The 12,342-nt window shown below is 64.6% G+C and carries 11 protein-coding genes, 1 other RNA gene and 1 pseudogene; 10 read left to right on the top strand and 3 right to left on the bottom strand.

Annotated elements, in window-relative coordinates; all coding sequences use genetic code 11:
* Positions 1-297 precede the first annotated feature (297 nt).
* Complete coding sequence (locus WCE35_RS13610) at positions 298-939, bottom strand: TetR/AcrR family transcriptional regulator (protein WP_424593870.1); 642 nt, start codon at positions 937-939, stop codon at positions 298-300.
* Between the two features lie 184 nt (positions 940-1,123).
* On the opposite strand from WCE35_RS13610, the gene WCE35_RS13605 reads away from it, so the two are divergent.
* The 7 genes and pseudogenes from WCE35_RS13605 to WCE35_RS13575 all read left to right on the top strand — a co-directional run bounded on the left by WCE35_RS13605 (position 1,124) and on the right by WCE35_RS13575 (position 7,971).
* Positions 1,124-2,431, top strand: a complete 1,308-nt coding sequence (locus WCE35_RS13605) for an HlyD family secretion protein (protein ID WP_424593869.1) — start codon at positions 1,124-1,126, stop codon at positions 2,429-2,431.
* Between the two features lie 47 nt (positions 2,432-2,478).
* Complete coding sequence (locus WCE35_RS13600; RefSeq protein WP_424593868.1) at positions 2,479-4,065, top strand: DHA2 family efflux MFS transporter permease subunit; 1,587 nt, start codon at positions 2,479-2,481, stop codon at positions 4,063-4,065.
* 29 nt (positions 4,066-4,094) lie between these two features.
* A pseudogene (locus tag WCE35_RS13595) lies at positions 4,095-4,613 on the top strand (ATP-binding cassette domain-containing protein); the annotation flags it as partial.
* Positions 4,614-5,177: 564 nt separating this feature from the next.
* Positions 5,178-6,359, top strand: a complete 1,182-nt coding sequence (locus WCE35_RS13590) for a helix-turn-helix transcriptional regulator (protein WP_424593867.1) — start codon at positions 5,178-5,180, stop codon at positions 6,357-6,359.
* Positions 6,360-6,438: 79 nt separating this feature from the next.
* Positions 6,439-7,584: a helix-turn-helix transcriptional regulator gene (locus WCE35_RS13585; protein ID WP_424593866.1), complete on the top strand. Its 1,146-nt coding sequence runs from the start codon at positions 6,439-6,441 to the stop codon at positions 7,582-7,584.
* A 13-nt stretch (positions 7,585-7,597) separates the two neighbouring features.
* Positions 7,598-7,741 carry a hypothetical protein gene (locus WCE35_RS13580; protein WP_424593865.1) on the top strand — a complete coding sequence of 48 codons (144 nt, stop codon included), beginning with the start codon at positions 7,598-7,600 and terminating at the stop codon, positions 7,739-7,741.
* Between the two features lie 77 nt (positions 7,742-7,818).
* The gene (locus tag WCE35_RS13575; protein ID WP_424593864.1) at positions 7,819-7,971 is read left to right on the top strand and encodes a hypothetical protein; all 153 of its coding nucleotides are present in this window, start codon (positions 7,819-7,821) and stop codon (positions 7,969-7,971) included.
* Positions 7,972-8,056: 85 nt separating this feature from the next.
* On the opposite strand, the gene WCE35_RS13570 is transcribed toward WCE35_RS13575, so the two are convergent.
* A complete protein-coding gene (locus WCE35_RS13570) occupies positions 8,057-8,959 on the bottom strand; it encodes a DMT family transporter (protein WP_424593863.1) in 903 nt (300 codons plus the stop codon).
* Between the two features lie 165 nt (positions 8,960-9,124).
* On the opposite strand from WCE35_RS13570, the gene WCE35_RS13565 reads away from it, so the two are divergent.
* A complete protein-coding gene (locus WCE35_RS13565) occupies positions 9,125-9,841 on the top strand; it encodes an alpha/beta fold hydrolase (RefSeq protein ID WP_424593862.1) in 717 nt (238 codons plus the stop codon).
* Positions 9,842-9,999: 158 nt separating this feature from the next.
* Here the strand turns inward: WCE35_RS13565 and rnpB are convergent.
* An RNA gene (gene rnpB, locus WCE35_RS13560) (RNase P RNA component class A) lies at positions 10,000-10,478 on the bottom strand.
* A gap of 149 nt (positions 10,479-10,627) precedes the next feature.
* On the opposite strand from rnpB, the gene WCE35_RS13555 reads away from it, so the two are divergent.
* The gene (locus tag WCE35_RS13555) at positions 10,628-10,978 is read left to right on the top strand and encodes a YciI family protein (protein WP_424593861.1); all 351 of its coding nucleotides are present in this window, start codon (positions 10,628-10,630) and stop codon (positions 10,976-10,978) included.
* Between the two features lie 153 nt (positions 10,979-11,131).
* On the top strand, positions 11,132-12,342 hold a 1,211-nt coding region (locus WCE35_RS13550), incomplete at its 3' end, for an RNA polymerase sigma factor (protein ID WP_424593860.1).

Genomic DNA, 12,342 nt, shown 5'->3' with positions numbered 1-12,342 from the left:
AACTCCATCAGCGGGACAATAATCGCATTCGTGGACACGTCCGCCTCGGGTCATTCGCGCCGGGCTCGAGTCGGCGGCAAGTCCGGCGATAACCGCGATACCCCGAAAGCGGAAGTCATTTCGGATCGCATGCTCCGCTCGCTTGCGACTTCGATGTCAGGAGCCCGGTCAGGCAATGTTCACATCGGTCAGCCGGAAATCGTTTCCCTTGCACAACAGCCATTTGCTTTGCCAGCCCGTAGGCAAGCAATCTCCGTAGTCCAACGCCGCGCCGATCAAAAAAAGCCGTGCGGCCGGTCAGGCGGCTTTCACCCGGTACGCCGCGAGGAACATCCGCGTCGCGCTGCCGACCACCCGCGCGATCCGTTCCGCCGAGGGCGCCGGCGCCGCCTGAAACAGGAACGGCATGAACAGCGACGCCTGACACAACTGCATGAATTGCGTTGCCGCGAGCTGGCAGTCCTCGATCTCGAGATCGCCGAGTTTCGTTCGCGCCTCGAGATAGCCGGCAAGCCTGGCGATCGTGAGCGCCACGACATTGTTGTAGAACCGCCGGCCGACCTCCGGCATGCGTTCGGCAATCGCCATCACCGTCCGGGTGGCCGATCCGCCGCCGGGCCGGCACAGCAGCTGGATATAGGCCTGTCCGAATTCCATCAGTGTGGTCGGCACGTCACGCGCCGGGTCGAAGTTGAAATCCGCCTTGCCCTGCTCGAGCGTCTCCTGCTCGACAATGGCCTCGAACAGCCGGCTCTTGTCGGCGAAATAGACATAGAGCGTTCCCTTGGAGACGCCGGCGGAGCGGGCGATTTCGCCCATGCTGGCGCCATCGAACCCCAGATCCATGAAGACCTTGCGCGCGCCATCGAGGATCTGGCGGCGTTTCGAACTGTCCTCGTCGCCGACGAGATGAAGCGGGTTTGGAGTGGCTGCAACCATTGGTTCAGGTTCCCGGCAAAGATTTCAACCGGCGATATGCACGAGCAGGAATTCCTGTGCTACGGAGCGGGCAAACTAATTTATCTTGACCGAACCGTTCGGTCAATGTATTTGTGAAACTGACGATGCGCGAGGCCGGTTCGGGCCGGGCTGCCTCGCGACATTAGTAATGAGGAGGCCGAAAATGGCCGCAGCGAGAGACCAGGCCGCACGCATCCTTCGTTCCGGGCCGGAAACGGCGGATGGCGATGCCCTGCGCGACGCCGCGATCGATCCGGCCCATCAGCTTCGGACTGACGTCACGGACGAAACCAGGCGCCGTCCCGCGGAGGTGCCCGGCGGTCCCGCCACCGAGAAACCGGCGGCGCCGTCGACCGAAGCGCTCAGCCCGGCCGCGCCGAAATCGGCAAAGCGCAAATTCGCGATGATGGGCGTCGTCGCGCTGCTCGCGCTCGCGGCGGCGGGTTACGGCGTCTACTACTTTCTGGCCGGTCGCTTCTACATCTCCACCGACGACGCCTATGTCCGCGCCAACAACACCACCCTCGGCGCGCGGGTGGCGGGCCATGTCGCGGCGATCCTTCCCGGAGACAATTCGATCGTCCGTGCCGGCGACGTGATCTTCAAGATCGATGACGGCGACTACCGCATCGCGGTCGAGGCCGCGCGCAGCAAGATCGCGACCCAGCAGGCCACCATCGACCGCATCGGCCGCCAGGTCGCCGCGATGGAAAGCGCGGTCGAGCAGGCGAGGGCGCAGCTTGTCTCGGCCGAAGCCGGATTGAAGCGGGCCGGTCTCGACTTCGACCGCCAGCAGGCCTTGAGCACCAGGGGATTTGCCTCGCGCGCCACCTTCGAGGTTTCCGAGGCCGGACGCGACCAGGGCGTCGCCGCGGTGAAATCGGCCGAGGCGGCCCATGACGCCGCGCGCGACAATGTCGAAGTCACCAAGGCGCAGCAGAACGAGGCCCGTGCCCAACTGATGGAATTGCAGACCGCGCTTGCCAGGGCCGAGCGCGACCTCGGCTTCACGTCGGTGCGCGCGCCGGTCGACGGCACCTTCTCCAACCGCCTCGTCAACACCGGCGACTTCATCCAGGCGGGCCAGCGGCTCGGCAATGTGGTGCCGCTCGACGACGTCTTCATCGACGCCAACTACAAGGAAACCCAGCTCAGGCGCATCCGCCCGGGCCAGCCGGTGACGATCTCGGTGGACGCCTACGGCCATCGCAAGTTTGCCGGCACGGTCGACAGCATTTCGCCCGCCGCAGGCTCCGTGTTCACGCTGCTGCCGCCCGACAACGCCACCGGCAACTTCACCAAGATCGTGCAGCGGCTTCCGGTCCGGATTCGCGTGCCCAGGGAAGTCGCCAGGCAAAACCTGCTGCGCGCGGGCATGTCGGTCTACACCACCGTCGATACGCGCGAGGGCGCGGCGGATGCGGACAATGAAGCCGACCTCGATTCGCCGCCGATGGTCCATCCGAAGTAGCTTTTCAAAGCCTCGGGCGAAGCCCGGGCGCATGGCCTGAGCAGATCATGGCGAACGCACCCACCGCTCCGCCTGTCATGATGAACGCCGCGGCGCCGCCGTCCGAGCGCATCGCGCCGCGGCGACTGTTCGCGTTCCTGATCATGGTGTTCGGGATGTTCATGTCGATCCTGGACATCCAGATCGTCTCGGCCTCGCTCTCCGACATCCAGGCCGGTCTGTCGGCGAGCTTGACCGAAGTGTCATGGGTCCAGACCGCGTATCTGATCGCGGAAGTGATCGCGATCCCCTTGTCCGGTTTCCTGTCGCGCGCGCTCGGCACCCGCCTGCTGTTTGCGATTTCGGCCTCCGGCTTCACCATCGCCAGTTTCTTCTGCGGCTTCGCCTCCTCGATCGAGCAGATGATCCTGTGGCGCGCGATCCAGGGATTTCTGGGCGCCGGCATGATCCCGACCGTGTTCGCCTCCGCCTACACGGTGTTTCCGCGCTCGAAGTTCTACATCGTCGGCCCGATCATCGGGCTGGTGGCGACGCTGGCGCCGACCATCGGCCCGACCATCGGCGGCTTCATCACCGATGTGATGTCGTGGCACTGGCTGTTCTTCATCAACGTCGTCCCCGGCATCGGCATCACCATCGGCGTGCTGGTGCTGGTCGATTTCGACCAGCCGGATTTCAGGCTGCTCGAGCATTTCGACTGGTGGGGCCTGCTGTTCATGGCGGGCTTTCTCGGCTCGCTCGAATATGTGCTGGAGGAAGGACCGCAATATGAATGGCTGCAGGATACATCCGTCGCGGTCTGCGCCGCGGTTGGCGCGATCTCGGCGATCGCGTTCTTCTGGCGCGTGCTGACCGCGCGGGAGCCGATCGTCGATATCACCGCGTTCGCCGACCGCAATTTCGGCATCGGCTGCCTGATCTCGTTCTGCATCGGCATCGGGCTGTACGGCCTGACCTACATGTATCCGCGCTATCTCGCCGAAGTGCGCGGCTACAGCGCGCTGATGATCGGCGAGACCATGTTCGTCTCGGGGCTGACCATGTTCCTGACCGCGCCGATCGTCGGGCGGCTGATGACCAGATACGACATGCGCTACATCATCGCCGCCGGCCTGGTCATCTTCGCGCTCGGCTCGTATCAGATGACCGGGATCACCCGCGACTATGACTTCTATGAACTGCTGATCCCGCAGATCCTGCGCGGCATCGGCATGATGTTGGCGATGGTGCCGACCAACACCATCGCGCTCGGCACGCTGCCGCCGCAACGGGTGAAGAATGCCTCGGGCCTGTTCAACCTGACGCGCAATCTCGGCGGCGCGGTCGGACTGGCGCTCATCAACCAGGTGCTGAACGAACGCACCGATCTGCACATCGCGCGGCTGCAGGAGCGGGTGCACTGGGGCAACGCCACCGCGACCGAGACGCTCGCGATGCTCACCCAGCGCCTGCAGGGCATGGGCGACGCCGCGCTGATGGCGATGAAGCAGTTGTCCCAGATCGTGCATCGCCAGGCGGTGGTGATGGGCTATGGCGACGCCTTCGTCATGCTGACCATGTTTTATTTCGGCCTCAGCCTTTTGGTGATGCTGTTGAAAAAGCCGGCGGCGCTGCCGACGGGGCCGGCGCATTAGTTTTCGTTTTGACGCGTTTTCTTCAGGCGATCGCGATCGTGCAGCAGGATCCGATCCTGTTTCACCGTTCGCTCGCGGAAAACATCGCCTATGGCCGGCCGGGCGCCGGCATGGTGGCGGTCGAGCAGGCGGCCCGGCTCGCCAACGCGCACGACTTCATCTTGCGGCTGCCGAAAGGCTACGGCACGCTGGTCGGCGAGCGCGGCGTCAAGCTATCGGGCGGCGAGCGGCAGCGCGTGGCGCTGGCACGCGCGTTCCTGGCCGACGCGCCGGTGCTGATCCTGGACGAGGCGACCTCGAGCCTCGATTCCGAATCGGAAGGGCTGATCCAGCAGGCGATGGCGCGGCTGATGAAGGGGCGCACCTCGATCGTGATCGCGCACCGGCTGTCGACCGTGCGCAGCCTCGACCGCATCCTGGTGTTCGATCACGGCAGGATCGTCGAACAGGGCACGCATTCGGTGCTCACCGCGCGGGCCGACGGCATCTATCGGGGTCTGTTCGAGCGGCAGGCGACCGAGTTCGGCCAGGTCTCGGCGGCGCAGTGAAGGAACATCGATCACCGTTGCCGTTGTGCAACCATCCCCGATCATCCACCTCGCGGGGCCTCGAATCTGGCGGCCGCTCAGCCGATCGGGCGACGCGCGCGCCCCGGCTTTCGATCTAGAGCGGGTCGCCACGAGCAGTTCGCCAGCAAGGTGTGGAAGGCATCCGCGAACGGGCATTGATATCGTCATCGATCAAAGATGGCGGACCGGGGCGCCTTGCCCTGGCCGTCGCGAGGGATGAATTGCTCCTGAAAAGCGGGACCTCGTTGCGCGTCACCGCGAGGCGTCATCCGATCGGTGGATGTTTTATATTGCACCGCGGCTATGACGCCGGCTGTGATCGATCACACAGACTGTCGTGGAGCTCGACTTGTATGATCCGCGCCATGCCGGGTCTGGAGCGGGTTCGGCGGTATTTTTACCGACAGGCTCGGCGTTTGAGCCGTCGCTTCGCTTTGACAAGAAGGGCATGACCGCGGCTTTGCGTTCGATCGGGTTGCTCCCCCGCAGCTTGCCGCTTCGTCTGACTTGAATTTCCGGTGACGCATTAGAGGACATCTACCAATGGATCTCGGGACACGTCGACAGACAGCACCTCAGCCTTCCGCGCCGGCCGAGGACAATCAGAAGCTCAGCGACCTCATCGGTGACATCTACGACGCGGCGCTCGACCAATCGCTGTGGCCAGGCGTGATCGCGCGGGCCGCGGATTTCGTCGGCGGGGTCGGCGCAGCGCTGTTTTCCAAGGATGCCGCCGGGCAGCTCGGCGACGTGCACTACGACGTCGGAACCGACCCCTATTACAAGCAGCTCTATTTTGAAAAGTATATCGCGCTCGATCCCGCCACCACGGGACAGTTCTTCGCCGAGATAGGGGAGCCTTGCGCAACGGCCGATCTGATGCCTTACGCTGAATTTACCGAGACTCGATTTTATCGGGAATGGGTGCGGCCGCAGGGCCTGGTCGATTTCGCCACCGCCGTCCTCGACAAGTCGGCGACGTCGGTGGCGATGTTCGGGGTGTTTCGCCATGAACGCAACGGCATCGTCGACGACGAAGCGCGTCGTCGCATGCGCCTGATCGTCCCCCACATCCGTCGCGCGGTTCTGATCGGCAGGATGTTCGATCTGAAGGCCGCCGAGGTCGAGACCTTCGCCGAAACGCTGGACGGGCTCAGCGCGGGCATGTGCCTGATCGATGCGGAAGGGCGAATCGTTCATGCCAATGCCGCGGGGCACGCCATCATCGCCGCGGGCGACGTGTTGCGTGTCGTCGGCGGACGGCTGGTCGCCTGCGATGCCAGGATCGATCAGACCCTGCGCGAGGTGTTTGCCGCCGCCGGCCAGGGCGATGCCGCGCTCGGCACCAAGGGCATCGCGGTGCCGCTGGCCGGGAAGGACGGCGAGCGTTATGTCGCCCATGTCTTGCCCTTGACGTCAGGCGCGCGGCGCCGGGCCGGCATCGCCTATACTGCCGCGGCCGCGCTGTTCGTTCGCAAGGCGGCGTTGTCGACGCCGTCGCCTCCCGAGGTCATCGGCAAGGCGTTCAAGCTGACGCCGACCGAACTTCGCGTGCTGCTGGCGATCGTCGAGGTGGGAGGCGTGGCAAAGGTTGCCGCGGCGCTTGGGGTTTCCGATTCCACGGTCAAGACCCACCTTGGCCGCTTGTTCGAAAAGACCGGCGCCACCCGGCAGGCCGACCTCGTCAAGCTGGTCGCCGCCTATGCGACGCCGCTGACGGCCTGATTGGATCGCATCGGCCGTTCGGCTGACGCGATGGGCCCCGTGTTGCCATATCAACCCCGGGGATGGTGAGGCAGGCGCGATGATTCCGGATTCGGAAGTTCTCTCGGACCTGATCGGAACGGTCTACGACACCACGCTCGACCGCTCCCTGTGGCCCGAGGCGCTGCGAAAGTCGGTGGAATTCGTCGGCGGATCTGCGGTCGCGCTCTATTCGAAGAACGCCGCCCGCAAGACCGGCAAGACGACTCTGTACTGGAATTCGAGATCGGACACGCCGGCCATACATTACTTCGACGAATATGTAAGAATCGATCCTGCCACTACCTGCCAGTTCATGTTTGACGTGGGACAGGCCTACAGCATCGGCGATTGCATTCCATACAAGGAATTCTTCGAATCGCGTGTTTACAAGGAGTGGGCAAAACCTCAGCGCTGGCTGGATCATCTCGGGGTCAATCTCGACAAGTCGGCGACGAGCTTTTCGGTATTCGGGATTTTTCGGGACGACGCGCAGGGCCTGGTCGATGAAGAGATGCGTCGGCGAATGCGGCTCATCATCCCGCATGTTCGCCGGGCGGTGCTGATCGGAAACGTGCTGGATCTCAACGCGACGGAGGCGAGGGGTTTTGCCGATACGTTGAATGGCCTCGCCGCCGGCGTCTTTCTCGTCGACAGGAACGCGTGCCTGATATTTGCCAACACCTCCGGGCAGATCATGCTCGACGACAGGAAAGCCGTTTGTCGGGAAAACCGCACGCTGATCGCCGTCGATCCGCGTGCAGCGACGGCGCTGCGGGATGTCATTGCCCTGGCGCGCCACGGGGACGCCGCGGTCGGAACAAGGGGGGTCGCGATCCCGCTTTCCTTCCCGCCGGCGGATATCTGGCTTGCCCATGTCCTGCCGCTGACCTCGGGGGCGAGGCAGCAGGCCGGCACGGCGTGTTCCGCTGTCGCCGCGGTGTTCGTTCACAAGGCATCGCTCGAGACGCCGTTGGCGATGGAAACCATGTCGAAACTGTATCGGCTGACGCCGGCCGAATTACGCGTGCTCGCGGCGATGATCGAGGTCGGCAGCATTTCGGCCGTGGCCGTGGTGGTCGGGATATCGGAAGCCACCGTCAAGACCCATCTGCAGCATTTGTTCGCAAAGACCGGCACCAGCCGGCAGGCGGAGCTGATCAAGCTCGTCGCGGCCAACGCCAGTCCGCTGCGGGAAATTTCCTGAAACGACATGATCGTTGCAGTTGTGCAACGGTCTCGGGCCTATCGCGCTTTGCGCGACAACGCCAACATCGCGGGTGTTCGGCGCCATCGAAGGCATGATGATGTCCGACCAGAGCCGCATCGGCACGGCGAAGGGCGGGCTGAGGGTCGCGTTCTGAATTGTGAAGTACGGCACCATCTCCGGGGGCGACGAACGATCTGGAGTTTTCGCAAACAGCGCAGGAGGAATTTTGTGATGAAATTCTCGGCGATGTTGCTTGCCGTTGTCGTCGCGATCGGACTTGTCGGTTGGATCGGCAGTGATCGCTACGCCCGTCTTTTCTCCACCTCGATTGAATCCACCGAGCTTGGAACTGACGCGAGGCCGGCTCCGGGTAGCCGGAATTGATCGAATTGCCTTGTAGCAGACGGCCTCCCGCGGAGCGTTACAGGCGAACGCTTGATCCATGGCGATCCGCGCCGAATCCCGCACATCAGGCCTGAACGGCCGGGGTCTGCCGAACCCGCGTGCGGGCCGAGATCGCCACCGTCGCAACCACGGCGGAGGCGAACAGCGCGATCTGCGGCGTGATCGTCTCGCCGCCGAAATAGGCGGCGAGCGCAAACGTGACGAAAGGTTGCAGCAGTTGCACCTGCGAGACCCGGGCGATGCCGCCCATCGCCATCCCGGCATTCCAGGCAAAGAACCCGACCCATTGCGAGAAAATCGCGACGTAAAGCAGCGCGAGCCAGGGTTTTATGGCGATCTCTGTCGGATCCGCCGGCAGCGTCAGCACGGCAGCCGGCAGCGAGACCGGCAGCGCGATCACCAGCACCCAGCTGATGACTTCCCAGCCCGGCATTTGCGTGGTCAGCCGGCCGGAAAAGGCGTAGCCGATCGCCGATACCGCGATCGCCGCGAACAGCAGCAAATCGCCGGCCGAGAACGCGCCGCCACCCTGGCGCAACGCAAACGCCACCACGAGCGCCGCACCGGAGACGGAGGCGATCCAGAACAGCGGTCTCGGCCGCTCATGGGTGATGGCGACGGCGACCAGCGCGGTAGCGATCGGCAGGATGCCCATCACCACGCCGCCATGCGAGGCATCGACGGTTTGCATCGCAAGCGCCATCAGGAACGGAAACAGGATGCCGACGCACAGCATGGTGACGGCGAGTTGAAACCACAGCGCGCGCGGCGGCGGCGGCCGGCGCAACGCGAGCAGCAATGCCAGCGAACAAAGGCCTGCAATTGCCGTGCGCAGCGCGGTCAATGCAATCGGGTCGATCGCCGAAACCGCGATGCGCGTCGCCGGCAGCGTGCCGCCAAAGATCGCCATGCCGACAAAGCCCAGCAGCAGGCCGAGGCGTTCACGCTGAAATGAGGCAGAAGTCATGGTGGGCGTGGTTAGCGGGTTTGCGCGCACGCGTACAGTTTTTGGCTCGCGCCGCATGGCGGCCATGCGTTGGGCCGTCATTCCGGGGCGCGCACGTTTACACGACGCCGCGGCGAGGTACTATCGCCGATCGTGCTTCAACAATTATTTCGCGGAAACCACCCAATGAATTCACCATCCCCCAAAACCTTTCTCGTTTGCCACGGCGCCTGGTCGGCGGGATGGGCATGGAAGAAGATGCATCCGCTGATGCAGGCGGCCGGACACCGGCTGGTCACGCCGACCTATACCGGTCTCGGCGAGCGGGCGCATCTGGCCAACCCGTCGATCGATCTCGAAACCCACATTGCGGACGTGCTGAACGTCATCACGTATGAGGATTTGCGCGACATCGTGCTGCTCGGCCACAGCTATGGCGGCATGGTCGCGACCGGCGTCGCCGATCGCGCGCGCGACCGTGTCACGCAGCTGATCTATCTCGACGCCTTCGTGCCAAACAACGGACAGTCGCTGCTCGACCTCAACGAAGTGGCGCGAACGCGCATGCAGGAACTCGCGGCTTCCGGCGACGGCTGGCGCGTGCCGCCGAATCCGACGCCGCCGGACACCTCCGCCGCCGACCTCGAATGGCTGACCGCGCGCCGCGTCGACATGCCGATCAAATGTTTCGAGATGAAGCTCAAGCTGCAGGGCGGCGCGCTGACCCTGCCGCGCAGCTATATCTACGCCACCCGCATCACGCCGGCCGACACATTCGGTCAATTCGCCACGCGCACGAAAAGCGAGGCAGGCTGGCGCTATTTTGAGATCGACGCCAGCCATTCGCCAAACGTCACCGCGCCGCAGGCGCTGATGGCGCTGCTGGAGAGGATAGTGGCGTAGCAGTCCAGGACGTCATTCCGGGACATGCGTCTTCGCGTGGGCCCGGAATCTCGAGCTTGTTGCGCGAGATTCCGGGTTCGTGCTTCGCACGCCCCGGAATGACGATGCCTGACATGGCGAGGGGTCCGGCGCGCTAACGCCGAACCCCTCATTCTCAAGATATCAGCCGGCCTGTAAGCCGGGTTCTGTAGGGCACCGCCCGCTTGCGCGGACGATACGTGACGGCCATTCCTCTGGGGCCATGCTTGCGCAGGGCCTCGAGCAACCTACCCGGACGGCGAGCCTGACATTGCCCTGCGGCGTTATCGCTTTCGCGAACAGCCCGCGTTGCCGTCCCTATTCGGTTTTGCTCCCGGTGTGGTTTGCCATGCCGGTTCCGTTGCCGGACCCGCGGTGCGCTCTTACCGCACCTTTTCACCCTTGCTCGCCGTCGCAGCTTGCGCTGCTATGGCGCAGCAAGCCCGGGGGCCTGCCGCGCCGAAGCCCCGAAGGGCGTAGGCGGGCGGTTCGTTCTCTGTGGCACTGTCCCTGGGGTCGCCCCCGCCGGACGTTATCCGGCACCGTATGTCGATGGAGCCCGGACTTTCCTCCCCCGCGGCCTTTCGGCCGGTGCGGGAGCGGCCGTCCGGCCGACTGACGCTTTAAGGAATGGGGATTCCGGGGCGCGGCGTCAAGCCGATAACGGCCGCCAAGCCGGTCAGAACAAATTATCCTGAAGATGTCGTTTTGTGCCGCGCCCGTTCGACCGGGTGTCGGCGATCCAGCCGATCAAGAGGAGCAACAAAAATGCAGTATCTGCTGATGATCTATCAGAACGAGGCCGAGTACGGCAAAATCGACCCGGCGTCGCTTCAGAAGGTGTACGAGGAATATGGCGCGTTCACCCAGTCCATCATCCAAAGCGGCAACTTCAAGGCCGGCGACCGGTTGCAGGACACGCACACGGCGACCACGGTGCGCGTCCGCGACGGCAAGACGCTGACCACGGATGGTCCGTTCGCGGAAACCCGCGAGCAGCTCGGCGGCTATTATCTGGTCGAAGCCAGGGACCTCGATGCCGCGCTTGCGATGGCCGCGCGCATTCCCGGCGCGAGATTCGGCTCGATCGAGGTGCGGCCGATCTGGGTTTATAATTGACGGCAAAGCCGTCATTCCGGGATGCGCCCCTTGGCGCAGGCCCGGAATTCATACTCACGATCGTGGTTATGGATTCCGGGCTCGTCTCATCGGGCCGAGCTTTGCGCGGACCCGTTGGGACGCCCCGGAATGACGGCTGCCAGGGGCTTACTCATGACTCCCGTCGAGATCGAAAAAATCTTCCGCGACGAGGCGGGCCGGGCGCTGGCCACGTTGATCCGTCTGGTCGGCGATTTCGATCTTGCCGAAGACGCGCTGCAGGACGCGTTTGCGGTGGCGCTGGAGCGCTGGCGGGCCTGCGATCCGCCGTCGAATCCACGCGCCTGGCTGGTCAATGTCGGCCGCAACAAGGCGATCGACCGCGTTCGCCGCAACATCGCGTTTCGCGGCCAGAAAGCGCAATTGACGCACGAGCTCCTGCTCAACGCATCGGCCCCTTCCGAGGCGGCGGACAGCGCCCTCGACGACGACATGCTGCGGCTGATCTTCACTTGCTGCCATCCCTCCTTTGCCGCCGAGGTGCAGGTTGCGCTGACGCTGCGCACGGTGTGCGGATTGACCACGGCGCAGGTCGCGCGCGCGTTTCTCTCGAGCGAAGAGGCGATGGCGCAGCGGCTGGTCCGCGCCAAGCAGAAAATCCGCCTCGCCGGCATTCCCTATCAGGTGCCGGAACACGACGCACTGGAGCCGCGGCTGCGCGGCGTGCTGGCGGTGATCTATCTCGTGTTCACCGAAGGCTACGCCGCAACCTCCGGCGAGGACCTGATGCGGCCGGATCTGGCGCGCGAAGCGATCCGGCTGGCGCGCCTGCTCGACGCGCTGATCGGAGGGCGCGGCGAGATCAAGGGATTGCTGGCGCTGATGCTGCTGCATGATGCGCGGCGCGCCGGGCGCCAGACCGCGGGCGGCGACATCGTGCTGCTGGAAGCGCAGGATCGCACGCTGTGGGATGCAGGCCAGATCGCCGAAGGCGTGATGCTCGTCGAGCACGCGCTGCGGATGCCGGGACGGCCGCAATCCTATGCGGTGCAGGCCGCGATCGCCGCACTCCATGCCCGTGCGCCGAACTATCAAGACACCGACTGGCCGCAGATCGCCGGCCTCTATCAGGTGCTGCTGCGGATCAGCCCGTCACCGGTGGTCGAGCTCAATGCTGCCGCCGCGGTGTCGATGGTCGACGGACCGGCGCGGGCGCTCGACCTGATCGATGCGCTGGAGGCGCGCGGCGGGCTCAAGGGTTACGAGTTGCTGCCGGCCGTGCGCGCCGATCTGCTGCGACGGCTCGGCCGTCATGCGGCGGCGCGCGAAGCCTATCGGGCGGCGACAGCGGCGACGCAACTGGAACCGCTGCGGCGGTTCTATGC

The organism is Bradyrhizobium sp. (genome assembly GCF_049691595.1).
In the GTDB taxonomy this organism is placed as follows: Bacteria; Pseudomonadota; Alphaproteobacteria; order Rhizobiales; family Xanthobacteraceae; genus Bradyrhizobium.
This window is presented reverse-complemented; position numbering and strand designations above follow the sequence as displayed.